At 41.7% G+C, this 25,504-nt stretch carries 14 protein-coding genes, 7 tRNA genes and 3 rRNA genes; 2 read left to right on the top strand and 22 right to left on the bottom strand.

Annotated features, from left to right (window positions below; all coding sequences use genetic code 11):
- Positions 1 to 25: 25 nt before the first annotated feature.
- The 19 genes from EJN90_RS10280 to EJN90_RS10190 all read right to left on the bottom strand — a co-directional run bounded on the left by EJN90_RS10280 (position 26) and on the right by EJN90_RS10190 (position 19,226).
- Positions 26 to 1,129 (bottom strand): NADH-dependent flavin oxidoreductase, encoded by a 1,104-nt coding sequence (locus EJN90_RS10280; RefSeq protein WP_126110928.1) that lies wholly within the window; start codon positions 1,127 to 1,129, stop codon positions 26 to 28.
- A gap of 428 nt (positions 1,130 to 1,557) precedes the next feature.
- A tRNA-Gln gene (locus EJN90_RS10275) sits at positions 1,558 to 1,629 on the bottom strand.
- A gap of 11 nt (positions 1,630 to 1,640) precedes the next feature.
- A tRNA-His gene (locus EJN90_RS10270) sits at positions 1,641 to 1,713 on the bottom strand.
- A 73-nt stretch (positions 1,714 to 1,786) separates the two neighbouring features.
- Positions 1,787 to 1,867 (bottom strand) — tRNA-Tyr (locus tag EJN90_RS10265).
- A gap of 4 nt (positions 1,868 to 1,871) precedes the next feature.
- Positions 1,872 to 1,944 (bottom strand) — tRNA-Phe (locus EJN90_RS10260).
- Between the two features lie 58 nt (positions 1,945 to 2,002).
- Positions 2,003 to 2,074: transfer RNA gene (locus tag EJN90_RS10255), tRNA-Glu, on the bottom strand.
- 15 nt (positions 2,075 to 2,089) lie between these two features.
- Positions 2,090 to 2,176, bottom strand: a tRNA-Ser gene (locus EJN90_RS10250).
- A 47-nt stretch (positions 2,177 to 2,223) separates the two neighbouring features.
- Positions 2,224 to 2,297 (bottom strand) — tRNA-Asn (locus tag EJN90_RS10245).
- Between the two features lie 25 nt (positions 2,298 to 2,322).
- A 5S ribosomal RNA gene (gene rrf, locus EJN90_RS10240) occupies positions 2,323 to 2,438 on the bottom strand.
- A 161-nt stretch (positions 2,439 to 2,599) separates the two neighbouring features.
- Positions 2,600 to 5,517: ribosomal RNA gene (locus EJN90_RS10235) — 23S ribosomal RNA — on the bottom strand.
- A 209-nt stretch (positions 5,518 to 5,726) separates the two neighbouring features.
- Positions 5,727 to 7,280: ribosomal RNA gene (locus EJN90_RS10230) — 16S ribosomal RNA — on the bottom strand.
- Together the 16S, 23S and 5S rRNA genes with 7 tRNA genes alongside form the textbook arrangement of a ribosomal RNA operon.
- 1,145 nt (positions 7,281 to 8,425) lie before the next feature.
- The gene (pgmB, locus tag EJN90_RS10225; RefSeq protein ID WP_076766910.1) at positions 8,426 to 9,088 is read right to left on the bottom strand and encodes a beta-phosphoglucomutase; all 663 of its coding nucleotides are present in this window, start codon (positions 9,086 to 9,088) and stop codon (positions 8,426 to 8,428) included.
- A gap of 60 nt (positions 9,089 to 9,148) precedes the next feature.
- Complete coding sequence (locus EJN90_RS10220; RefSeq protein WP_126110926.1) at positions 9,149 to 11,425, bottom strand: glycoside hydrolase family 65 protein; 2,277 nt, start codon at positions 11,423 to 11,425, stop codon at positions 9,149 to 9,151.
- Between the two features lie 59 nt (positions 11,426 to 11,484).
- A complete protein-coding gene (locus tag EJN90_RS10215) occupies positions 11,485 to 12,345 on the bottom strand; it encodes a DUF1189 family protein (protein WP_164544066.1) in 861 nt (286 codons plus the stop codon).
- Between the two features lie 77 nt (positions 12,346 to 12,422).
- Complete coding sequence (locus EJN90_RS10210; RefSeq protein ID WP_126110922.1) at positions 12,423 to 13,286, bottom strand: sugar ABC transporter permease; 864 nt, start codon at positions 13,284 to 13,286, stop codon at positions 12,423 to 12,425.
- A gap of 5 nt (positions 13,287 to 13,291) precedes the next feature.
- A complete protein-coding gene (locus EJN90_RS10205; RefSeq protein ID WP_126110920.1) occupies positions 13,292 to 14,626 on the bottom strand; it encodes a carbohydrate ABC transporter permease in 1,335 nt (444 codons plus the stop codon).
- 111 nt (positions 14,627 to 14,737) lie between these two features.
- Positions 14,738 to 16,054, bottom strand: coding sequence for an extracellular solute-binding protein (locus tag EJN90_RS10200; RefSeq protein ID WP_126110918.1), 1,317 nt, complete (start codon positions 16,052 to 16,054; stop codon positions 14,738 to 14,740).
- A gap of 127 nt (positions 16,055 to 16,181) precedes the next feature.
- Positions 16,182 to 17,495 carry an alpha-amylase family glycosyl hydrolase gene (locus tag EJN90_RS10195; RefSeq protein ID WP_126110916.1) on the bottom strand — a complete coding sequence of 438 codons (1,314 nt, stop codon included), beginning with the start codon at positions 17,493 to 17,495 and terminating at the stop codon, positions 16,182 to 16,184.
- A gap of 27 nt (positions 17,496 to 17,522) precedes the next feature.
- Positions 17,523 to 19,226: a glycoside hydrolase family 13 protein gene (locus tag EJN90_RS10190; RefSeq protein ID WP_126110914.1), complete on the bottom strand. Its 1,704-nt coding sequence runs from the start codon at positions 19,224 to 19,226 to the stop codon at positions 17,523 to 17,525.
- A 366-nt stretch (positions 19,227 to 19,592) separates the two neighbouring features.
- Between EJN90_RS10190 and proC the strand changes: the two genes are divergently transcribed.
- Positions 19,593 to 20,405: a pyrroline-5-carboxylate reductase gene (gene proC, locus EJN90_RS10185; protein ID WP_126110912.1), complete on the top strand. Its 813-nt coding sequence runs from the start codon at positions 19,593 to 19,595 to the stop codon at positions 20,403 to 20,405.
- 288 nt (positions 20,406 to 20,693) lie between these two features.
- Here the strand turns inward: proC and EJN90_RS10180 are convergent, their stop codons facing one another.
- The 3 genes from EJN90_RS10180 to EJN90_RS10170 form a co-directional block, all read right to left on the bottom strand.
- Positions 20,694 to 21,674, bottom strand: coding sequence for a LacI family DNA-binding transcriptional regulator (locus tag EJN90_RS10180; RefSeq protein WP_126110910.1), 981 nt, complete (start codon positions 21,672 to 21,674; stop codon positions 20,694 to 20,696).
- A 102-nt stretch (positions 21,675 to 21,776) separates the two neighbouring features.
- Positions 21,777 to 22,223 carry a Fur family transcriptional regulator gene (locus EJN90_RS10175; protein WP_126110908.1) on the bottom strand — a complete coding sequence of 149 codons (447 nt, stop codon included), beginning with the start codon at positions 22,221 to 22,223 and terminating at the stop codon, positions 21,777 to 21,779.
- Between the two features lie 277 nt (positions 22,224 to 22,500).
- Positions 22,501 to 23,736: a transposase gene (locus tag EJN90_RS10170; protein WP_126110906.1), complete on the bottom strand. Its 1,236-nt coding sequence runs from the start codon at positions 23,734 to 23,736 to the stop codon at positions 22,501 to 22,503.
- Between the two features lie 581 nt (positions 23,737 to 24,317).
- On the opposite strand from EJN90_RS10170, the gene EJN90_RS10165 reads away from it, so the two are divergent.
- Positions 24,318 to 25,406, top strand: a complete 1,089-nt coding sequence (locus EJN90_RS10165) for an FUSC family protein (protein WP_126110904.1) — start codon at positions 24,318 to 24,320, stop codon at positions 25,404 to 25,406.
- Positions 25,407 to 25,504 lie beyond the last annotated feature (98 nt).

The raw sequence follows: 25,504 nt of genomic DNA, 5'->3' as shown, positions 1-25,504 counted from the left end.
CGCTTTTCTTATTTTATTTGCATGCTTATTTTATCCGGTCTGCCATCATGTTTTCCATAAATTCCCAGACTCCGTTTGTTAATCCTAACTTCTCTCTGTCAAAATGAGAAACTTGCTTACGTACCAATTCTTCTTGATTATTCATTATTTTACTTGTCCAGTTTGGATCAATTAACAAAGCTCTGCCGACAGCCACTATATTAGCCATTTTCAAAACTTTCTCTGCGTCTTCCCTGCTTCGAACATCGCCAACGCCGATTAGCGGTACGCGGCCAGCAATTTTTTCAAATATATAAGCAAGCATAGGCTTTCCTTGATGGTCGTCACTCTGTGAAACTCGTGAGTAATCATTTAACGAAATATGCAAATAGTCCAGCGGTTTATTTGCTAATTGCTCTACTAAATAAAGAGTATCCGCAAAACGAATTCCTGGCTCCTCATATTCTTCCGGCGAAAAACGATAGCCCACAATGAAGTTCTCTCTATCAGATTGATCAACCAATTCCGTAACACCATCAACAAGCTCGTCTATGAACTTAAATCTTTTCTCTAAGCTTCCTCCCCACTCATCCTCCCGGCGATTAGAATGAGGTGAAAAGAACTGTTGGATCAGATAGGTATTTGCTCCATGAAGCTCTACTCCATCGAAGCCTGCTTCCATCGCTCTTCGAGTTGCTTCTTTGTACGCTTCGATTAATTCAAGTATTTCTTCCTGTCTCAATTCTTTAGGAGTCTCAGCTCCAGGTCTTTCAGCAGGAATCGCACTAGCTGAAACAACTTCTTTTCCTCGCGTAACTTTTGAGTTCGTCATACGTCCGCCATGGAAAATTTGTAAAATCGCTTTTGTGCCACTTTGTTTAATAACAGAAGCTAATTTACTCAAACCAGGAATGAATTTATCATCATAAGCCCCCAATTCTCCTTCCCAGCCTTTTCCAACTTCTTGAACATTTGCTGCAGCTGTAATAACAGCACCAAGTTCACCAGAACGAAGAGAATAATAATCTAATTCATCTTTAGTAACAACTCCATCGTAAAAGCTCATTTTCGTTGTCATAGGAGCCATTACTATGCGATTCTTTAATTCTAAACCACGTGAAAATTTGATACTCTCATTCACTTTTGTCATTCTGCTATCTCCTTTTTCCTATTTACTTACTTATTATCATTCTATCGTTTTACAGAATTGAAAGCTAATTCGCTGTTTGGGAAGGAAAATATGGGGAATATGGGGAATTAAAAATCCTCACAGCAACACTTCAAATTTTATATGGTATTCTCATCCAGTGGCAATAAGAACAGGCTTCAGTAGACAAAATTAGTTATTAATTCCGTCCAGTGAGGATAAAATCAAACTTCAGTGGAAGAAAATACCATAAACATTGAGAAGCGAGATGGCCTTGAACGACTAAGATCTGCACCAAAAATAGAAATAATAGGAATATTCAGACTCAAAAGTTCGCTTGAAAGTCTCTCCCTTGGCAGATTTATTCCATAAAAAAAATCCTGAAACAATATTACATTGTCTCAGGATTTTTATTGATTTTTTTATAATTACTGGGGTAGCTGGATTCGAACCAACGAGTGACGGAGTCAAAGTCCGTTGCCTTACCGCTTGGCTATACCCCAAAAAGTAAAAGGGCGACTGATGGGAATCGAACCCACGAGTGCCGGCGCCACAAGCCGGTGCGTTAACCACTTCGCCACAATCGCCAAAATTCAAAATAGGGAGCAGATTATTCTAGCTTTAAGCTATACCCTATTAAGATAATTTTTCAAATTAATATGGAGGGGGGCAGATTCGAACTGCCGAACCCGAAGGAGCGGATTTACAGTCCGCCGCGTTTAGCCACTTCGCTACCCCTCCAGAATGGCTTGGGACGGAATCGAACCGCCGACACCTTGAGCTTCAATCAAGTGCTCTACCAACTGAGCTACCAAGCCAAAAGAAATTAATAGATTATATGTTCGTAAATCCATTGAATTACAACGAACAGAATAATGACCCGTACGGGATTCGAACCCGTGTTACCGCCGTGAAAGGGCGGTGTCTTAACCGCTTGACCAACGGGCCAGATAAAAATGCTTACGGAGAGTAAGGGATTCGAACCCTTGAGACAGTTTCCCGCCTACACGATTTCCAATCGTGCTCCTTCGGCCTCTCGGACAACTCTCCAAATAAAAATTGTCAGATACTTAAAAATCCTCAAAAAAAAAGAGAAACTCCGCAAGTAGGACTCGAACCTACGACATCTTGATTAACAGTCAAGCGCTACTACCAACTGAGCTATTGCGGAATAAATATATTCAAAAAAAATATATGCGCGGCAGCGTCCTACTCTCACAAAGGGAAACCCTTCACTACAATCGGCGCTAAGAAGCTTAACTTCTGTGTTCGGGATGGGAACAGGTGTGACCTTCTTGCCATCGCCACCGCACATTGTCATGGCTGTTGCTGCTTCAGCTGCTTACAGACATGAGACACTCGGGCTTCGCCCACAGTGATCCCTCTTTATTTCAGGAACTTCGTTCCCTCAAAACTGAATAGCCAACATGATCTACCGGAAAGAAACCATTCTTCCGCCTTACCGTCTGTTTCTTGGTTAAGTCCTCGACCGATTAGTACTGGTCCGCTCCACACATCGCTGCGCGTCCACTTCCAGCCTATCTACCTGATCGTCTCTCAGGGGTCTTACTCATTTAAAATGATGGGAAATCTCATCTTGAGGGGGGCTTCACGCTTAGATGCTTTCAGCGTTTATCCCTTCCACACATAGCTACCCAGCGATGCTCTTGGCAGAACAACTGGTACACCAGCGGTGTGTCCATCCCGGTCCTCTCGTACTAAGGACAGCTCCTCTCAAATTTCCAACGCCCGCGACGGATAGGGACCGAACTGTCTCACGACGTTCTGAACCCAGCTCGCGTGCCGCTTTAATGGGCGAACAGCCCAACCCTTGGGACCGACTACAGCCCCAGGATGCGACGAGCCGACATCGAGGTGCCAAACCTCCCCGTCGATGTGAACTCTTGGGGGAGATAAGCCTGTTATCCCCAGGGTAGCTTTTATCCGTTGAGCGATGGCCCTTCCATGCGGTACCACCGGATCACTAAGCCCGACTTTCGTCCCTGCTCGACTTGTCTGTCTCGCAGTCAAGCTCCCTTCTGCCTTTGCACTCTGCGAATGATTTCCAACCATTCTGAGGGAACCTTTGGGCGCCTCCGTTACATTTTAGGAGGCGACCGCCCCAGTCAAACTGCCCGACTGACACTGTCTCCCTGCCCGATAAGGGCAGCGGGTTAGAGTGTTCCTGCCACAAGGGTAGTATCCCAATGGCGCCTCCATCGAGACTAGCGTCCCGACTTCTACGGCTCCTACCTATCCTGTACATGTGGCAGAAACAATCAATATCAACCTGCAGTAAAGCTCCATGGGGTCTTTCCGTCCTGTCGCGGGTAACCAGCATCTTCACTGGTACTATAATTTCACCGAGTCTCTCGTTGAGACAGTGCCCAAATCGTTACGCCTTTCGTGCGGGTCGGAACTTACCCGACAAGGAATTTCGCTACCTTAGGACCGTTATAGTTACGGCCGCCGTTTACTGGGGCTTCAATTCGAAGCTTCGCCTTGCGGCTAACCTCTCCTCTTAACCTTCCAGCACCGGGCAGGCGTCAGCCCCTATACGTCATCTTTCGATTTTGCAGAGACCTGTGTTTTTGATAAACAGTCGCTTGGGCCTATTCACTGCGGCTGACCTTGCGGTCAGCACCCCTTCTCCCGAAGTTACGGGGTCATTTTGCCGAGTTCCTTAACGAGAGTTCGCTCGCTCACCTTAGGATACTCTCCTCGACTACCTGTGTCGGTTTGCGGTACGGGCAGTTGGTTTCTAACTAGAAGCTTTTCTTGGCAGTGTGGCATCGGGAACTTCGGTACTCAATTTCCCTCCCCGTCACAGCTCATCCGTGCGGGGGAAAGCATTTGACTCTCCCCCGGACTCACTGCTTGGGCGTGCTCTTCCAATCGCACGCTTTCCTTAGCCTCCTGCGTCCCTCCATCGTTCAAACAAAAACAACTGGTACAGGAATATCAACCTGTTGTCCATCGCCTACGCCTGTCGGCCTCGGCTTAGGTCCCGACTAACCCTGGGAGGACGAGCCTTCCCCAGGAAACCTTAGTCATTCGGTGGACGGGATTCTCACCCGTCTTTCGCTACTCATACCGGCATTCTCACTTCTAAGCGCTCCACCGGTCCTCACGGTCCGGCTTCTCTGCCCTTAGAACGCTCTCCTACCACGGAACCCCAATGGGTTCCATCCACAGCTTCGGTGATCTGTTTAGCCCCGGTAAATTTTCGGCGCAGGGTCACTCGACTAGTGAGCTATTACGCACTCTTTAAATGATGGCTGCTTCTGAGCCAACATCCTAGTTGTCTGTGCAACCCCACATCCTTTTCCACTTAACAGATACTTTGGGACCTTAGCTGGTGGGCTGGGTTGTTTCCCTTTCGACTACGGATCTTATCACTCGCAGTCTGACTCCCGGACTTGAATCCATGGCATTCGGAGTTTATCTGAATTCGGTAACCCGAGAAGGGCCCCTAGTCCAAACAGTGCTCTACCTCCACGATTCGTTGATCCGAGGCTAGCCCTAAAGCTATTTCGGAGAGAACCAGCTATCTCCAGGTTCGATTGGAATTTCTCCGCTACCCACACCTCATCCCCGCACTTTTCAACGTACGTGGGTTCGGTCCTCCAGTGCGTATTACCGCACCTTCAACCTGGACATGGGTAGGTCACCTGGTTTCGGGTCTACGACCACATACTCATTCGCCCTGTTCAGACTCGCTTTCGCTGCGGCTCCGCCTTTTCGGCTTAACCTCGCATGGGATCGTAACTCGCCGGTCCATTCTACAAAAGGTACGCCATCACCCCTTAACGGGCTCTGACTACTTGTAAGCACACGGTTTCAGGTACTATTTCACTCCCCTTCCGGGGTGCTTTTCACCTTTCCCTCACGGTACTGGTTCACTATCGGTCACTAGGGAGTATTTAGCCTTGGGAGATGGTCCTCCCGGATTCCGACGGAATTTCTCGTGTTCCGCCGTACTCAGGATCCTGGTAGAGCTGCGCTGGATTTCGCATACGGGGCTGTTACCCTGTCTTGCGCGGCTTTCCAGCCGGCTTCTGCTATCCATTGCAGTCTCACGTCCCAGTCCTACAACCCCAGAGAGCAAGCTCTCTGGTTTGGGCTTTTCCCGTTTCGCTCGCCGCTACTCAGGGAATCGATTTTTCTTTCTCTTCCTGCAGGTAATGAGATGTTTCAGTTCCCTGCGTCTACCTCAAACACGCTATGTATTCACGTGTTTGTAATATCCTATCAAAGATATTGGGTTGCCCCATTCGGAAATCTCCGGATCAATGCTTACTTACAGCTCCCCGGAGCATATCGGCGTTCGTCCCGTCCTTCATCGGCTCCTAGTGCCAAGGCATCCACCGTGCGCCCTTATTCACTTAACCTGTGGTCAAGCTTCGGCCATTGCTGGCCTTTACTATCGAACGTTTTCTAAAAAATCGTCCAACGTGTAACGCGGTAAAATGTTTTGGTTTCTTACTTTGTATTTCATGTTATGCTATTCAGTTTTCAAGGAACAAAGATTCATTGAGAGTTGACCTCTCAAAACTGAACAAGAATGATGAACTTCGGCAGGTTCCGTTAAATTCCTTAGAAAGGAGGTGATCCAGCCGCACCTTCCGATACGGCTACCTTGTTACGACTTCACCCCAATCATCTATCCCACCTTAGGCGGCTGGCTCCCCTAAGGGTTACCCCACCGACTTCGGGTGTTACAAACTCTCGTGGTGTGACGGGCGGTGTGTACAAGACCCGGGAACGTATTCACCGCGGCGTGCTGATCCGCGATTACTAGCGATTCCGGCTTCATGCAGGCGAGTTGCAGCCTGCAATCCGAACTGAGAATGGCTTTCAGAGATTCGCTTGCCCTCGCGGGTTCGCTGCTCGTTGTACCATCCATTGTAGCACGTGTGTAGCCCAGGTCATAAGGGGCATGATGATTTGACGTCATCCCCACCTTCCTCCGGTTTGTCACCGGCAGTCTCACTAGAGTGCCCAACTGAATGCTGGCAACTAGCAATAAGGGTTGCGCTCGTTGCGGGACTTAACCCAACATCTCACGACACGAGCTGACGACAACCATGCACCACCTGTCACCTTGTCCCCGAAGGGAACCTCCCATCTCTGGGAATGGCAAGGGATGTCAAGACCTGGTAAGGTTCTTCGCGTTGCTTCGAATTAAACCACATGCTCCACCGCTTGTGCGGGTCCCCGTCAATTCCTTTGAGTTTCAGCCTTGCGGCCGTACTCCCCAGGCGGAGTGCTTAATGCGTTAACTGCAGCACTGAAGGGTGGAACCCCTCCAACACTTAGCACTCATCGTTTACGGCGTGGACTACCAGGGTATCTAATCCTGTTTGCTCCCCACGCTTTCGAGCCTCAGCGTCAATTACAGACCAGAGAGTCGCCTTCGCCACTGGTGTTCCTCCATATATCTACGCATTTCACCGCTACACATGGAATTCCACTCTCCTCTTCTGCATTCAAGTTCCCCAGTTTCCAATGACCTTCCACGGTTGAGCCGTGGGCTTTCACATCAGACTTAAGGAACCGCCTGCGCTCGCTTTACGCCCAATAAATCCGGACAACGCTTGCCACCTACGTATTACCGCGGCTGCTGGCACGTAGTTAGCCGTGGCTTTCTGGTCGGGTACCGTCAAGGCAGGAACAGTTCCTTTCCTGCTTGTTCTTCTCCGACAACAGAGTTTTACGATCCGAAAACCTTCTTCACTCACGCGGCGTTGCTCCGTCAGACTTTCGTCCATTGCGGAAGATTCCCTACTGCTGCCTCCCGTAGGAGTTTGGGCCGTGTCTCAGTCCCAATGTGGCCGATCACCCTCTCAGGTCGGCTACGTATCATCGCCTTGGTAGGCCGTTACCCTACCAACTAACTAATACGCCGCGGGTCCATCCCTAAGCGACAGCACAAAGGCCGTCTTTCCTTCCCCCTCCATGTGGAGAGGGAAACTATGCGGTATTAGCACCCGTTTCCGGATGTTATCCCCCGCTTAAGGGCAGGTTACCCACGTGTTACTCACCCGTTCGCCACTAACGTCCAGGGAGCAAGCTCCCCTTCGGTTCGTACGACTTGCATGTATTAGGCACGCCGCCAGCGTTCGTCCTGAGCCAGGATCAAACTCTCATGTTAAATGTGGACTCTTGTACAGAAATCCGACATGATAAGCTGAATAGCTCTTTTTTTGCTGACTTAATGTTTGCGGTACAAAGTACCGGCTTTATTGTGTGCATCTTCGAAAAGATGCCCTGCACGTTTGGTTCGTTCATTCTTTGTTCAGTTTTCAAAGATCAAATCCGTTATCACGCATTACGTTAAGTTCGTGTCGTGACAACTTCTATATATTAACACGGTGTTAATTATGTGTCAACAGTTTTTAAAAACTTTTTTTAAAAGTTTTTAAAGCTGCTTTTTGAGAAGCAACTTTTATATCCTATCATTTTGAGAAACCTTTGTCAAAACATTTTTAAAAGTAGACAGGTCTTTCAGACAACTTCTAAATGATAGCATCTACCTATACAAGTGTCAACAGATTTTTTTAAAAGGTCTTAAAAGATGACATAAATAATCATAGCACAGAGCTGGTAACGCTGTCAAACAATACAGTTCAAGAAAAAGGAAGAGCTACAATTGTAGCCCTTCCCCCTTCATCTTAGTAAACAAAGTTCCTTAAACTAAGTACCAACACTACATCCGTTGGTAAATTTTCATTTAACTTCGGTTTGATGTTCCACTTTTAGGGGATCCGATTTTTAATTATCCTTTTTCGGCTTTCCCGTTTATAAAGGAACAATGCCACTAGATGAAGTTGTATAATGCGAAAGTCTTTTACCATCAAACGGGCATCTCGCCTCTCATTTGATTAGACTTTCTTTGATATAGAACTGACAGCGTTCTATACCATACATGAATCGTAAGGTTCCAAGAAACATCTTCAGTAAAAACGAACCTCTAATCTCTTTTTCTGAAATTGTTCTTTCATTTAAACGTTCTTCTTGTCCTGCTACTGACTTTTTCTAGATTTTCATCTCTATACTTAAATCTCTTACATTATATAGAAAGAAGACGTTTCTATTAATGGAAGCTTTACGACTCTACGTAAAGAAAGATTTGCATACACTTCTCTCATCTTTACTGTTTTTGTTTCTTACGAAATGTAATTTGTATCCCTCTCTACACTTGTATATTAACATGAAAACGTTTTCTTGTAAAGCGAAATGTCTATTTTTTATGGATTTATATAAAAAATCGAAGACTTGCTAGTCTCCGATCTTTCTCTATTTATTATTAACTGCTTGTAAAATAGCTTCTAAGTTTAAATCCGCAGTATGTTCCACAAATAGATCTGCTGCCTTCATTGATTCAGCGTTACCTACTCCTACAGAGAACATGCCGGCTGCATTAACTGCAGCAATTCCTGCTTCAGCATCTTCTACACCAATGCATTCCTCAGCTTTCAAACCTAATAGTTCAGCACCTTTGATAAAGATTTCTGGATCTGGTTTCCCTTTTGCCAACGATGCAGGATCAACAATCGTACCAAATTCTTCTTTTAGACCCAGACTCTCCAAAATGGCAGGTCCATTTTTACTTGCGCTTGCTAGAGCTAGCTTCAACTGTTTACTTTTACAGTCCTCTATGAATGTCGAAATTCCCGGCAAAATATCTGAAGGTGTAATTTGCTTAATCAACTCTTTATATTGCTCATTTTTTTCGTGGGCAAGAGCTTCTTTTTCTTCCTGTGAATAGTGATTTTGCTTGTTACCTAATTCTAGAATGCGTTCTAAAGAATCCATTCGACTAATTCCTTTTAAATTTTCATTGAATGCTCTATCAAAAGGAATTCCAATTTTTTCACCAAGTTCTTTCCAAGCTAAATAGTGAAATTCTGCGGTATCTGTAATAACACCGTCTAAATCAAAAACAACACCCTTAATCATCTGATATGCCTCCTACTTATCTTTTTAAAAATCAGCTTGGGACTTCTCCCAAGCTGATTTTTATTTTAATGGTTGTTTAATTGAATCACTTAAAGTAACCACATCGTCCCATAAGAGAACATCTATTGACTCGCCCTCTTCTAAAGATAGACTTAAGCCATCTTTTGCGACATGAACATCCAACAAGCGATCACGGAAGTTAATCTTAAAGTCATAGCTATCCCATTGTTTTGGTAAGAATGGTTTGAATGATAGACGACCATCTACAATACGCATGCCAGCAAAGCCTTGAACAATTGCTAACCATGCACCACTCATTGATGTAATATGTAGACCGTCTTCTGTATCATTGTTATAGTTATCTAAATCTAAACGCGCTGTACGAGAATATAACTCAACTGCTTTATCTTCCATACCTAATTCAGCAGCTAATACTGCGTGAATACTTGGAGACAATGACGATTCGTGAACAGTTAGCGGTTCATAGAAATCAAAGTTAGCTTGTTTTTCTTCTTGTGTGTAGCGATCATTTAAGAAATAAATACTTTGAAGCACATCGGCTTGTTTAATGTATGGCGAACGTAAAATTTTATCCCATGACCAGTTTTGATTTAACGGGCGATTCTCTGGATCTAATTCTGCTACCGGTGTCAAATCTTTATCTAAGAAAGTATCATGTTGAACAAAAATACCTAGCTCATCATCATATGGGTAGTACATTTTTTCAATAATATCTTGCCACTGTTGACGTTCTTCATCAGAAACGGCCAATTCTGCCGCTTTTTCATGAGATAGTTTTGCTAAAGTATCTAGTGTATATTCTAGCGTCCAAGTAGCCATGCGGTTTGTGTGATAGTTATTATTAATATTATTCTCGTATTCGTTAGGGCCGGTTACGCCATGAATCATATAGCGGTCATTGCGTTTAGAGTAATGCACACGGTCTGCCCAGAAACGCGAAATCGCAACAAGGACATCCACACCTTCGTTTAAAACATATGACTCATCGCCGGTATAATTCGTATAATTGTAAATCGCATGGACCATTGCCCCATTACGGTGAATTTCTTCAAAAGTAATTTCCCACTCGTTGTGACATTCCACACCCGTAAAGGTAACCATTGGATAAAGCGCGCCTTTCAACCCTTGCATTTGAGCATTGTGAACAGCGCCGTCTAGTTGGTTATGACGATAAACGAGCAAATTACGAGAAATTTCTGGGTCTGCAACGGATAGATACATCGGTAAAATAAATGCCTCTGTATCCCAATAGGTTGCACCACCATATTTTTCACCAGTAAATCCTTTTGGTCCAACGTTTAGTCGGCTATCTTCACCATAATAAGTAGAGAATAAGCCATATAGGTTAAAACGCAACCCTTGTTGTGCTTCATCATCACCTTGAATTTTCACGTCTGCCTTATTCCAACGTGTTGCCCAAGCTTCTGTATTTTCAACTAAGAGTTGGTCAAACCCCTTATGAGCTGCAGCTTCTACTAATTGGCGAGCCTGTACACGCTGCTCTGAGTCCCCAACATCTCGACTCGTTACAATCGCTACATATTTATTTAATGTTACCGTGTCACCAACTGCAACTTTCCCACTAAATTCTTCTGCGACCAGCAACGACTCCGAAGAACTAACGGTATAATTAACAGCCGTTACTTGGTTAACCATTGCGCCAGTCACAGTAAAACGATCGATACCAAAATTATTTGGAACTGTTCTAGCTGTTAAGTAAGCTGGTTTTTCAACACTCGTTTCTACAGCTTCCCAAAACATTTCTTCATAGTTGGCATCTTCATTTTGTACATTATTATCTAAAGCAGATGTTAGTTTGATTGCTGGATTTCCTTTTAAAACTTCAGCAGAAATTTGAATAGCAGCAATCTCTTTGTCCACAATACTCAAGAAACGTTTGAAGTTAAAACGGATTTCAATCTCCTCAGATGCACTTTTCCATGTGTAATGGCGATTTAAAACACCTGTTTTCATATCAGATTCGAGATAGAAGTCACTAAAGTTATCTGTCGCTAAATCTACGGGATGTCCATCGACTTCAATACCTACCTTAATAAAGTTCATAGCATTAATCACTTTACCAAAGTATTCTGGATAACCAATTTTCCACCAGCCGACACGCGTTTTATCTGGGTACCAGATACCTGCTAAATAGGTGCCTTCATGTGTATCTGCAGAATAGCCTTCCTCAAAGTTTCCTCTCTGCCCCATGTATCCATTTCCGATTGCTGTTAAACTCTCTTGCAATCGTTTGTCCTCTTTATGTAAGGTTGTTGTTTTTAACTTCCAAGGATCAATATCAAATAATCGTTTCATCGAAATTTCTACTCCTTCCAAGCTATGTTGACTTCGAAGCGATGACAAGGTTCATCCTATTAGGCGCCACCCCTATGACTACTTGCTTCTCGTTTTCGTTTTGCGACATAGTCCTCTGAAAACTGTGTGCGGAAGTAGATCAGCACTAGCATAACCACTAGACCAAATGTTTGCACACTCATAATCATCGAAATATCTGGCATCACTAACCCTAATAGGAAAGCAAGTAAAACGGGAATCCCCATCGCATTCAAAATTAAATTAACACTTTCTTTGTATGTATTTATTTCTATCATCGCGCTGCGTCCAGCTAAGCGGATAAAGAAGGCTGCTCCAAATACTAATAAGAGATTCATCATTAGTAGCATTCCCGTTATCATGAACGAATAGGTCGCTACAATAAACACTCGGTTGTATTGGAACCACTGGCGGTTTATCTCCGCCTGCAAGTCATCAACTGTCTGCCAGCCATTTAGCTGGACATCAGCTGTATAAGTAATTTCGCTAACTGGCAAGTCCCCTTCTTTTAGATAGAATCGGTCTTCTGCAAACACGAGAGCGTTTGTCATCTCTAAAGCCTCTTCAATTTCCTGTTCGTCTACGCCACCTAATACGATTCCCGCTTCTTTTTCAAGGATAAAAGGCTCTGTAAAAGTGACCTGCCCTTTTTCGGAAGTGGTTTGATTCAGACTATCAACGACGTCTTCATCAATTAAGTCGTAAATAGCTGGAAAAGTGGATTTTAATTGAATGGCTTCAGTTTGAGTAAAGTTTATAACAATAGGAATCATCATAATCCCATTTAAAAACAAAATAACAAATAGTAGCTTTGGCCAACTGAGTTGTTTTCTTCCTATAAAATTCTTCACAGGCGTTAAAACACTATTAAAGTAGTTTATTGGAAATGATTTGTTTTGCATGTTCATCCATCCTTTTTTAAATTGATTCATTTTATTCTAGTTGAAGCATGCAATTCAAGCAAGACGGCAGCCAGTGATTAACCTTTTGTTCCCCCTGCTGTTAAACCAGAAACAAAGTTCTTTTGTAAGAAGAAGAACAGTGTTGCGATTGGAACAGCAATTAAGATTGCCCCCGCAGCGAACAAAGCTACACGTTGGTCTCTTTGGTTATTAATAAATGTTTGCAAGCCATTAGCAACGGTATAGTTTTCAGGTGATCGAAGCAAGAAGCGAGCAAGTAGGTACTCTCCAAACGGTGACATAAATGCCCACAGTGCTTGAACAGCAATCATCGGTCTAACTAAAGGTAAAATAATCTGCCAGAATGTACGGAAATGTCCCGCGCCGTCTAAGCGAGCTGATTCATCCAATTCAAGGGGAACCGTATCAAAATATCCTTTCATCAACCAGGTATTCATTGGAATACCACCACCGATATAAACGAAAATCAAGAACCAGTGTTGGTCTAGACCACCAATTAATAGGGCCATAACGTAGAAGGCTGTTAAAGCAGCAGTTGTCGGTACCATTTGAACAATTAAGAAAAATTTCAAGGATTGTTTTCGTCCAATAAAACGATAGCGACTGTAAGCAAAACCAGCTAATGTAATGGCTGTTACTTGAATAACCATTGTAGTAATAGCAACTTTTAAGGTATTCATATACCACTGTGGATATAACGTTTCTTGAAATAACCGTCTAAAGTTATTCAATGTCCATGGACCTGTTAATTTCAAGTCGAACGCTAGAATGTTACCTGCACGGAATGCTGAAGTTGCTGTGATCAAAAGTGGATAAATAATAATGATGCTTAAACTAATAAGATAAGCATAGGTAAATACTTTATTGAGGCGACGACTAGTCTTTTGTGTTCTAATTTTCTTTGGTTTAAATTGTGCCATTTCCATCAATCCTCCATTTCAAATGCGCGGGTGCGGCTGAAGATAAGCATTGAAATCGTAATTACAACAGCTGAAATGATCAATGTTACCGCAGATGCAATATTAAACTGTGGTGACTGGCCAGTTGTTAACTTGTAAATCCAAGAAATCAAAATATCAGTTGACCCTGCACCTGACCCTACACTACCCGGTCCCCCCTCGTTAAAGAGGTAGATCATGGAGAAGTTATTAAAATTACCCGTATACTGTGTTACAAAAATAGGTGCTGCCACAGCAAAAATTTGCGGTAGCGTGATATAACGGAATTTTTGAACGGACGTAGCACCATCAATAACAGATGCCTCATACCAGTCAGCTGGTATGGATTGTAAAATACCCGATACTAATACATAAATATAGGGGAATCCCAACCAACCTTGAATTGCAATGATGGCAATTTTTGTCCAAAATGGATTTGTTTTCCAAGCAATAGATGGAATATCGACAAATGGTAGATTGTTAATAAACGGGATAACTTGAGAGTTAATTGCCCCCACACTATCATTAAACATATTAGAAAAGGACATAATAGTAATAAAGGCTGGAACTGCCCAGGGCAATAGTAAGATAACCCCGAAAATCCGCTTCCCTTTAATAAAAGGTTGGTTTAATACAACCGCTGTTAAAATACCAATGACTAACTGTAAGGTTGTAGCCGATACAGTCCAAATAACCGTCCAAGAAAAGACATCAAAGAAGGTATCGCGGTAGGTACTCAACGAGAAAATACTTGCAAATGTTTCAAAACCTACCCAATCCACGAGATTAGCTGGTGGAATATGATAGAAATCATAATTAGTAAATGAAATGAAGATGGTTACTAATACTGGGAATAGGATGGCAAACAACATGACGAAATAAGCTGGTACTGTAAGCATGTACGCGAATCCATTGTTATAGGCATTTAACAAAATACTTTTCATTGTGTAATTAACCGATTTAGACTCTAGCGCCCGCATCTTCGCAACGCGACGTGCATCATAAATATTAATGGCGTAAATTAAAATAAACACTAGCAGTATGAGTATTTGCATGGAACCTTCAATTAGCATAAACAGGGAGTGATCTTCCCTTGGGACTGTTCCAAGAGTAACTAACCCTTCAAGAGCCCCTGCTCCAAATACAACCATTTCAATAATAAAAATAATTAAAATAGCAAAAAAGACTATTGCTTTAAATACTTGCTTATTGTAAAGCTGTCCGAGACCTGGAACAAGTGAAAGAAACGTCGCTTTTTTTATATTTTTTTCTTGCTCCTCAGTATAAACAACCGTTTTTTTCTTGCTTTCTTTATCAGCCACTTTAATTCCCCCTCCTCTAAAAATAAAAGTTGTTTTTCAATAAAATTGGCAGAGACAGAATGTCCGTCTCTGCCGATAATGTTGCGTTACTTAGTTTAGCCGCAGATTATCTTAATATTTTTGTTCAATATTTTGTTTAATAATCTCTACAGAATCATTTGCTGATTCTTCAGCTGTCTTATTATTTGATCCCGCGTCAAACATCATTGTTTCTGCACCAGTCCAAACTTCTGCCATTTCTGGAATATTTGGCATTGGAACAGCAGTATTGTATTGTTCGATAACGGCTACAGCTAGTTCATTATCACCTGCATCAGTAATTTGTTTGCGTGCTGCTTGGTTAGCAGGAATTTCATTTGTGTAATCTGTGAACAATGCCATCATATTTTCTTCATTTGTTACATAGTTCAACCACTCTTGTGCTAATTCGCCTACTTCTGAGTAAGAAGAGATAACCCAAGCCTTACCACCCGCGAATGGTGCGTATGCTTCACCATTTGGTAATGTCGGAACAGGTGCAACACCATAGTTCACGCCACCATCACGGTAGCTAGCAGCTCCCCATGGCCCGTTAGTAATCGCAGCAGTTTTCCCACTAATAAATTGATCATCAATGAAGTTACCTGACGTTGTTTTATCTAACATCCCTTGTGGCCAAATTTCTTGGAACCATTTTTGAGCGTATTCAATCGCTTCAATGGCTTCTGGTGTATTCAAGCCGACATCAGTAATGTTTGTTCCTTCTTCACCAAACACATAACCACCAAACCCTGCTAGTAAACCATATGAGTTATAGAAGTCTACCCAGTTTGCTAAAAAGGCCGTTGATTTACCTGCTTCAGATGCAAATGCAAAGCGCTCATCTTCTGTTAGTGCTTCCAATTCTGCAAACGTCGTAGGAGCAGTGTCAATTAAATCCTTGTTGTAGTACATTACTAATGCTTCAATAACGAATGGTGAACCAAAGTAAGTAGCATCAGCAGTAACTTGAAGTTCATCCATTGAATCATAACGACCATCGTCTGGCAATTCAACTTCTAATAAGTGACCTTGTAATCCCAAACCACCTACACGGTCGTAAGGTGCAATCATAACGTCTGGACCTAATCCTGCAGGGCCATCCAATGGCAATGCTTCTAAGTTATCAAACATATCGATCTCTGCTAACTCAATTGTGACACCATACTCTTCTTCAAAAGATGGAATAATTGATTCAACAAATGATGTATAGTCATCCCCCACTGTTACTTTCAATGTTTGTCCAGAAAAATCTCCTGCTGCGTCACTTGTCTGTGTTGTGTCAGCTGTATCACCTCCAGCTGCTGCTTCGCTTTCAGTAGAATCTCCGCTTCCACCACAAGCAGCTAATAAAAATGCTGCTGAAGCTGTAATCAACCCTAATTTTGTTTTTTTCCAATCCGAAACCATTGGACATCCTCCTTTAAATATATGTACTTGTTTTTTATTACAACTCCATTATGTAATTGTTACACCTTTATTGCAAGCGTTTACTTGTTGTTATCGGTAACAGAATCATAACAATGAGTTTTTTTCTTTAAACTTGGCTCAGCTGAGCCTCGTGAAAATAAGCAAAGATAATTGGCTTTCCACTCGTCAACAAAACGCCATCACGAACAACATACTCTTCATCATGAAGTAGATTTTTATAACTACCATCTGGTACATCCACTTTAATAACATGAGTCCCACCGTCAAGGTTAAAAATACCTACTATAGTTTTTTCGTTATGGATATAGGAGCCAATCACAACGTCGATTCCCTCAGGCGCTTGTAAGGCATAAGCACCTTCACGAACTGCATCATCCTGTTTGAAACGATAAAGTTTTTGGATCAATTGTGTTAAATCAACATTAGCTTCATTCCATTTCACCACGTCTTTATTAAATAAGTCGGGCAAATGGTCAAACCCTTTTTCTTGTCCTGCAAACAATAAGGCAGTTCCTTTTTGGAAGTAGGAGAAAGCCGTCCAGTTTGCAAGGGCATCAGTATCTTTAATATAACTCCTAATACGAGGTTGGTCATGATTTTCCAAGAACCTCAACTTCACATAATTTTCAGGATAGATACCATCTTGGAACATCAAAATATCCAAGTAATGCTTCAGCGTAATCTCCTTCCACATATATTGTTCAAAGAAATGATGAACATCATAGTCGTAAGTAATATCAAATGCACGGTAAACTTCGCTATCAGAAAGTCCAACGTTTTTACGATCACGATGTTGTCTTAAAAATGACGTATGCACAGATTCGGCTAGCCAAATGGTATCAGGATTAACTGTAGAGACGGCTTCTCTGGCTTCTTCCCAAAATGCAATTGGAACAAGACTAGCCACATCACATCGGAATCCGTCTACTTTGGATGCCCACATTCTCAACGTTTCAATTAAATAATCCCATAGTCCCCGATTATTGAAATCCAAATCCACAATGTCATACCATTCGCCGACTTTGTTTCCCATTTCTCCATTGGGACGGCGGTAAAACCATTCTGGATGTTCATGCACCAAGACAGAATCAGGCGAAGTATGATTGTAAACAACATCTATTATCACTTTCATTCCGAGCTTCCTTGCTTCTTCCACAAGTTTTTCGAACGTTTCCATCGTGCCATATTCGGGATTGATTCCGCGGTAATCTTGAATCGCATAGGGACTTCCCGCTTTTCCTTTCCGCATTTCTTGGCCGATTGGATGAATCGGCATGAGCCAAATAATATCGACCCCAAGACCTTTTATTCGAGCTAAATCAGGAATAAGACCTTCAAAAGTACCTTCTTTTGTATGATTTCGTACGTAAATACTATAGATTACTTGATTGCGTAAGTGTATATCGGTTTGGACAGCCATCTGATCTTCCTTTCTTCGTGGGTATTCTTAGTCAAAGTCCTCAAAGTCAGTTAAAAGCACAACTGCTCCATAAGGGCTTAATTTTACGTGGTTTTTAATAATTCTGATTCCTTCATTTTCCAAGATCACTCGACGGTAAGCATTTTCCGGTTCCGGTTCTAATGGATAAATTTGTGGTTCATCTGTAACATTACAAATCACTTTTGCCTTCTTATTATGGTACTCACGTTCGTAAACAAACAGAGAATCCTCCGTTTCCAACAAACGATAGTCGCCGTAAATAAATAAGTCGGTCCGTTTTAAATCCAAGACTTTTTTATAATGAATCAAGACACTATTGGGATTCGATACTTGTGAAGTTACCGTATAGGATGGTTCAATATTCACCCCGCTCCATGGCTTTACTTTTGAAAAACCCGCATACTCGCTGTCATCCCACTGCATGGCTCCTCGAGCAGCATCCTTTGATGTTTCTCGCAAATTATGCAAAGCCCACTCTCTTGTATAGCCAAAATCGATTGCCTTTTTATAAAAATCATTTGCTTCAGGCGAATTAAAGTCTTCCAAATGATCAATGTATAGATTCTTCATTCCAATTTCTTCACCGTTATAAATGACGGGTATGCCTTTTTGTAAGTACATCAGAGTTGCCAGCATCTTTGCACTGTTATCTCGGTAAATGTAATCATCACCTACCCGAGATACAACACGAGCCATATCATGATTATTCCAGTAAAGGGTTGGGCCTCCAATATCTGCCATTTCATCTTGCCATGTGTGCATGGTTTGCTTGAACCTGTCAAACAGCAACGGCGCACTCTGCATGTTTCCATTTAAGCGCCAGTCTTTACTGTTTTCATCCACCGGGAAATAACGGAAAGTAATTACCGCATTACAACCACCTTCATTTGGGTCACTGTATTTTCTAGCCAAATGAACATCCGCCGATGCTGCTTCTCCCACAATGAAAATATTTGGATAACGCTCCCGCAAACGTGATGTAAAGATTTTCATATACATATTTACTTTCGGCAAGTTCGCATAATACTCTTCCGCAAGTCCAATTTCTCCTTCAGGTAAATCCAAGTCTGGGAAACCGTCCTCTTTTTGAATATGAATAAAGGCATCTACCCTGAATCCATCAATCCCTTTTCCTAACCAGAAATAGCAGATTTCCTCTAAGGCTCTGTGCACTTCTGGATTCTCCCAATTCAAATCAGGCATTTCCTTTGCGAATAAATGAAAGAAATATTGATCGCCATTTGGTTCTTTATCCCATACCGATGTGCGAAAAAATCCTTCCCAGTTATTTGGGGGCTTTTGACCATTCTCTTTGCCGTCTTTCCAAATATAATAATCTCGATACGGATTGTTTTTGCCTTTAATCGCTTCTTGGAACCAAGGATGTTGATCAGATGTATGATTTAAAATAAGATCAAAAATAACTTTCATGCCGCGAATATGTGCTTCATGAATCAGCTGCTCCACATCTTTCATCGTTCCAAATTGAGGATCAATCTCTAAATAATTTGCCACATCGTAGCCATTGTCTACTTTGGGCGAAGCAAAAATAGGATTCAACCAAATCATGTTCACACCTAGACTTTGAATATAATCCAATCGTTTAATTATTCCTGGAATATCCCCGACACCATCCGCATTCGTATCTTGATAACTCATTGGATAAACTTGATACAAAATTGTTTTATGCCACCATGGATGTTGTTCCATTTTCTCCCTCCTCATTATTATTATCGTTATACCTAGCTTACCGTGAAAACGATTAAAGTACAAAACACTTTCGCTTGTTACCGTTATCATTTTTAGTGATAAACATTTCTATTTTCGAGTTTGGTCTAGGAAATGGGAAAATGGGATTTATCAAGTAAAAGGAGCTCTTTTTAATCATGCTTTCCTTGATAAAATTAATTTATCAGGCAAAGAGGGAGATTTTTAAGGCAACTTTGCCCGATAAAGAACTTTTATCAGCTAAAGGATGTATTTTCCCGAGCAGCTTTCCTTGATAAATAATCTGCCCCACCTTTTGAAATGTTGCGCTATAATAAATCTAAGAATTTTTAAACGAGGAGAGAAAACATGGATAAAGTAATCGGCTTTATAGGAACAGGAAATATGGGAGCAGCCATTATTAAAGGTTTGCTGGATACAGGATTTGCTTCTCCAGGAAATATTGTTGCATCCAGACGTAATCAGCTAGCTTTGGATAAATTAAAATCAGAATCAGGCATTCAAACAACATCCAACAACACCCTAGTCGCAAGCAAGGCGGATATTCTTTTCATAGCTGTAAAGCCAAATGTTTATGAATCAATCATCGAAGAAGTGCGTACATTTATAAAAGCTGATGCAGTCATTGTGAATATCGCCGCTGGGAAAAGTATTCATTTTATAGAAGATACTTTTCAAAAGCCAGTAAAAGTTGCTCGTGCAATGCCAAATACACCTGCGCTAGTTGGCGAAGGAATGATCGGAATTTGTTTCAATGAAGAAATGGAAAAAACTGAAAGAGAGTATATAGTAGAATTATTTTCTAGCATTGGTAAAGTAGAAGTTGTTGCCGAATCATTATTGGATGCAGTGGTAGGAGTAAGTGGATCTTCTCCCGCTATTTTATATATGATTATTGAAGCAATGGCAGATGGTGCAGTGAAATCTGGCATGCCTCGCCAACAAGCTTACACTTTCGCTGCCCAAGCGATGTTGGGGTCCGCGAAGATGGTTCTGGAGACAGGTATTCATCCAGGAGAATTAAAAGACCAAGTTTGCTCGCCAGGCGGAACAACGATTGAAGCAGTAACGAAAGCAGAAGAAACGGGTTTGCGCAGCTCAATTTTAGCAGCAGTCGAAGCTGCCGTAGCGAAATCAGTAGAAATGACAAAGGAATCATGAAGAAAAGCGGACTTGTCTGCTTTTCTTATAAGAAAAGCGGACAAGTCCGCCTTGGCCTATGAAAAAATAGGAAATTTGACCCTGAATTGTCAGGAGACTTCACGCTTCAGCGGGTTAGTCGAATGATATGCGTTAGCGAGCAGCGAAGCGCGCAATGGGGCAAATTTATCTTTTTTTCACTAGGTCAGGACTTGGAAGCTAGACATTGATGGCTGAACTTATAATCCCCTAGTCTACAAAAAAACACCAAGACTGGACGAAAACCAGACTTGATGCTTCAAAAAACGATTAATCCTTCACAGGAATTTTTTCTTCTTCCAAGACTTTTGTACTTTCCCGTATTATCAACTGTGGGGAAAATTCAATACTCTTGACAGGTTTCTTTGGATGCTGAATTTTCTGTAACAATACAGAAGCACAAATTTCCCCCATCTTATAGACGTCTTGTTTCACGGTTGTTAACTTTGGTTCGGATATCTGATCTAAAAACACACCGTCAAAGCCGATTACTCCATAGTCTTCCGGTACTCTCTTCCCCGCTTGCCGAATACCGGTTGTGATACCAATAGCCAAACGGTCCGAACCACAAATAAAGCAAGTATCTTTGGGATAACGAGAAAGATTCTCACGTATGAAATTTCTCGATAATGTAGAATGGTTCTCGAATCGAATAATTTCCGTCTCCAAACCGGAATCCTCCATAGCTTCCAAGTAACCTTTCTCTCTCGATTCTTCGAAACGAGCGTCCACATCAATTCCCATAAAGACAATGTTCGAGTATCCATTCGCAATTGCATAGCTTGTTGCTTTTCGCGTGCCTTCTCGATTATTCGAATCCACATAAGTGAAACCATAATTATTTTCACCAAACAACACAACTGGTTTTTTTATTTCTTCTATCCAAGGATAATCTTCCTCACGCATCCCCATAATAATAAAACCGTCACATTCTGTTCGATCATTACTATTGGGTGTAACCAATTGCAAGGCATAGTGATTTTCATTCAATTCACTTGCAATTCCAATCAATAAATTCATGTAATAGGGTTCCGTTGTATCTAATTCTTCCAGAATCATGACTTTGACAGTCAAGGTACGATTCTGCGCCAAAGCTTTGGCAACATTATTTGGACGATAATCGAGTTCCTTCATTGCTGCATAGACTAATTCCCGTAATTCTTCAGTCACTTGTTCGGGGTGATTAATCACGCGCGAAACCGTCATTTTAGAAACGTTTGCCACTTTGGCCACATCTGATAATGTTGGCATACGACTCCTCTTTCCCGTAGTTCGTTAGTGAACTACTTATAATTTGAAGTAATTATCTTTATTATAGCCTAAAAAAAGGCCATTTCCTATAGGGAAAAAGCCTTATGAATATGCTTCGATTTCTTTTTCTAAACAATCCGGACAAGTTCCATAAACTTCCATCTTGTGATGGGAAACTTCAAAACCAATTAAACTTTTGGCAACCATTTCAATATCATCCAAAACAGGATAATAAAGATCTACAACAGCTCCGCATTTTTCGCAGATTGCGTGGTAATGTTGTGTATTTGTAAAATCAAAACGACTTGATGTGTCGCGGTACGACAATTCTTTGACGAAACCAATTTTCACAAAAAGATGCAAATTATTGTAGACAGTTGCCTGACTCATATTGGGAAATTGATCATAGAGTGCACGATAAATTTCTTCAGCAGTTGGATGCTTATCCGATTCGGCCATATATTCCAAAATTGCTTCTCTCTGCGGCGTAATACGAATCTTTTCATTCCGCAATTTATTAAGGGATTCAGTTACGATTGAATGAACCATTTTCTCCCTTCTTTCTATATGAATATTTTATATTTAGAACCAATTCTCCTTTTTTGTAGAACAAAATTTCTTTACAAATTTATTATAGCAAAAATACTTTCAATTGAAAATATGTATGTTATTTGAATTTGCCCTTTTTACGTCAGGTCAGCCTCTAAATCGAGCATGCAGGAGGAAGGCAATGGAACACTGGTATGAATTTCTTTGAAACACTGTAAGAAGACACACAAATAGAACGCCCTTTTCAGCGCGTTAAAAAAATAGTTAAGTTCGCCATTCACCACAAAGACAGTTGACTTGATCGCTGTTCAATCCGATGGAAGTATTTGATACCTGCGGTATCATAGGAAAGAATCTTGCTGACCCCTCGGATGAATCGATAAAGATAGAACTTTATTTTTGCCAACGCATTGGAGGGGCGGGCACGTGCAAGGACGACCTGTGTGTGGCAGGTGTTTTTTTCGATGGAAAGGGAATAATGACCAATGATGCAGTTCATGATGGTATACAAGATTCGCATCGAGCTTAACGTCATCGTTCGGGTTTTCTCCAAATGAAATTCTTCTTTTTGGACGCGGAACAGCTCTTCAATTCGCCAACGGGTGATGTAGCCTTTCAGAATGCGAAGGACATCCTCCTTGCTTTTGACGGCATGGTTGGTTAACAGCTTCATCGGTTTTTCACCGTAGCCATAAACAACAATCATATTGAGGGGCGTGCCTTTTAAGACCGGCAGTTCGACCTTTATATGGCTAACCTTCAGGTTATACTCTTTTCCCTGGATTTCGGTTCTGAAATTGATTTTTCCTTTGCGGCGTTTCGCTAGGTCAGGCACCTTTATCCGTCGATTTCGGTGAAGCAGGTACCGCGTGTCCATCAATCGGGTCACGAAGAAATGACCGATGTTGTGCACATACTGGAACATCGCGTTACTGTCATACCCTCGGTCCATGACAAAAGTGGCTTTCTTTCCTCCCAGAAAAGAATGGACGGTATTAAAGCCTTTAGCTATTTCGAAATTCTGGCTCTGGAAGAGTTCTTCCCGAGAAGAATAGAGATGATTATAGAGTGGGATGGGGTGTTTCGTTTTCGGGGTAGCCATCGAGAAATTGATGGTGGTATACCCTTTTTCAATGACATTTTTGGAGCCGTCCCGCACGAGGGACAAATGTTCCATTTTCTCGGCATACGGCTTAATGATATCGGATTCGTCCACAATGATTAAAGGATCATCCGGGATCGCTGTTTTGACGGTATGTAAATAGTTTTGATGGACCTGGTTCAAATCGTCGCTCTCAAACCCATTGCGGGATAACCGTTTGATGGTGTAGATCAAATCAATGTCCTCCTCCAATGAACGAGCGATGTTTGATAACAACGTACTTTGAGATTTAGACATCCCAAATAAAATATCGCTGTAGAATTTCTTTCTTGGTTTTGGGAGACCTTTGGTCAACTTATCCGCATAAGTAAATATATTTCGTTTTGTTTGGTAGATTTCTGTAGAATTCATGGTAAAATAACCTCAGTTCCTGTTCTGTTTTTTTGTTTTGTGGTGAATCAATTATAACACGCAACAGGGTGCATTTTGTCCACAGATTTTTGCTGTGGACAGTCAAAAAGCTCGAGGCTTCCATGTTTTCCACATGTGAATTCCTCGAGCTTTTGGTATATAAAGTGTTGTTATAAATTTTGGGCAAATTCAAAGTATGTTAATTGTCATTCCATTAAAAGTAGCTTAAAATGAAGGTAAGATATGTGATAGTTCTTTCTATTCTACCCTTTTCGATATATAATATCATCCATATTGATTAGAAAAGCGAACAAGTCCGCTTTGGCCTATGAAAAAATAGGAAATTTGACCCTGAATTGTCAGGAGACTTCACGCTTCAGCGGGTTAGTCGAATGATATGCGTTAGCGAGCAGCGAAGCGCGCAATGGGGCAAATTTATCTTTTTTCACTAGGTCAGGACTTGGGAGCTAGACATTGATGGCAGAACTTCTAATATCCTAATCTATTAGAAAAGCGGACAAGTCGCTAGACAAAATCGTTTCTAACACCTTATTAAATTAAAAAATCCGGAGCTGAATAAAATGAAACTTGGAGCCCGATCGTTTAAAACAGGACTCGCTGTGGCCTTATCCATTTTACTTGCGCAGTTTTTATCTGCAGAGAGTGGCGTAATTGCAGGTATCTCTGCTGTTTCCTCTACTCAACCTTCTGTCGCAAGATCCTACACTTTCATGAGAGAAAGGTTGCTCGCCAATACAATTGGCGGTATTCTGGCGGGAGTTATTGCATGGTCAATCGGCTCAAATATCCTGATCATCGGACTTTCTGTTGTATTACTGATTGCCTTATTGAATTATTTGAAATTAGAAAAAGTGATCAGCTTATCGGTTGTTACAATGATTATCATTATGATGTCCACCAGCGACAATTTATTCCTTACTGCAGCGACTCGTGTTGCAGAAACATTTATCGGTGTGGTCGTTGCCTTCTTGGTAAACTCTTTTATTCACCCGCCAAAATACGATGAACGACTTTTTCATACCGTTGATTATGCGACAAGTGAATTCCTTATCTGGTTGCGAGCTGGTTTACGCAAAAATACAGAGTTCTCTATCATGAACAACGATTTAAAATGGGCTCGTCAACAACTCGGTAATATGGAGAAATATTTTCAGTTGATGCAAGAGAGTTTTATTCCTTTTAGAAAAAAACGAATCGATGACTTGAAACAATTGGTTATTTACCGGCGTATGGTTGCCAGCTCTCGTGCAGCCTATAATGTACTTCGCGTTCTGCATGACAATGAAAATGTCTTTTTTGGCTTTCCACCTGAAATGCGAATCACTATCCGCGAACGTTTGGAGACATTGATGAGCGGACATGAACAGATCATGTTGAAATTCAGCGGACGCGTTCCGGCAAAACAAGTAAACTTCTTTGAAGCAAATAAAGCTGAACGCCAATTATTAGTCAAAAAGTTCTTCGACCATACTCGTAAAGAAAGCGAACTAAACGACTTTACAAATCAAAAAGGATACGGAGCAATCCATTTGATGAGTGCAATTCTGGCCTATGAAGATGAACTGATCCACTTTAATAAACTAGTGACAAATTACCGCTCCAAACATAATACCAATCACATTTCAAACTTAGATAATATTTCAAGATAGGAAAAGCGGGACAAGCCAGCTTAGTCGAACAGTATGCGTTAGCTCACAGCGAGGAGCGCAATGGGACATATTTATCTTTTTTTCACGAGACCAGGACT

This window comes from Jeotgalibaca ciconiae, assembly GCF_003955755.1.
Lineage (GTDB): Bacteria > Bacillota > Bacilli > Lactobacillales > Aerococcaceae > Jeotgalibaca > Jeotgalibaca ciconiae.
Note: the sequence above shows the minus strand (reverse complement) of the source record. Positions and strands in the feature narration are given on the sequence as shown.

Coding starts and splice junctions, on each gene's coding strand:
- EJN90_RS10195 (WP_126110916.1), bottom strand. CDS start 17,495: ATGGCTGTCCAAACCGATATACACTTACGCAATCAAGTAATCTATAGT.
- EJN90_RS10170 (WP_126110906.1), bottom strand. CDS start 23,736: ATGAATTCTACAGAAATCTACCAAACAAAACGAAATATATTTACTTAT.
- EJN90_RS10165 (WP_126110904.1), top strand. CDS start 24,318: ATGAAACTTGGAGCCCGATCGTTTAAAACAGGACTCGCTGTGGCCTTA.
- EJN90_RS10280 (WP_126110928.1), bottom strand. CDS start 1,129: ATGACAAAAGTGAATGAGAGTATCAAATTTTCACGTGGTTTAGAATTA.
- EJN90_RS10200 (WP_126110918.1), bottom strand. CDS start 16,054: ATGGTTTCGGATTGGAAAAAAACAAAATTAGGGTTGATTACAGCTTCA.
- EJN90_RS10210 (WP_126110922.1), bottom strand. CDS start 13,286: ATGGCACAATTTAAACCAAAGAAAATTAGAACACAAAAGACTAGTCGT.
- EJN90_RS10175 (WP_126110908.1), bottom strand. CDS start 22,223: ATGGTTCATTCAATCGTAACTGAATCCCTTAATAAATTGCGGAATGAA.
- EJN90_RS10190 (WP_126110914.1), bottom strand. CDS start 19,226: ATGGAACAACATCCATGGTGGCATAAAACAATTTTGTATCAAGTTTAT.
- pgmB (WP_076766910.1), bottom strand. CDS start 9,088: ATGATTAAGGGTGTTGTTTTTGATTTAGACGGTGTTATTACAGATACC.
- EJN90_RS10220 (WP_126110926.1), bottom strand. CDS start 11,425: ATGAAACGATTATTTGATATTGATCCTTGGAAGTTAAAAACAACAACC.
- EJN90_RS10215 (WP_164544066.1), bottom strand. CDS start 12,345: ATGCAAAACAAATCATTTCCAATAAACTACTTTAATAGTGTTTTAACG.
- EJN90_RS10180 (WP_126110910.1), bottom strand. CDS start 21,674: ATGCCAACATTATCAGATGTGGCCAAAGTGGCAAACGTTTCTAAAATG.
- proC (WP_126110912.1), top strand. CDS start 19,593: ATGGATAAAGTAATCGGCTTTATAGGAACAGGAAATATGGGAGCAGCC.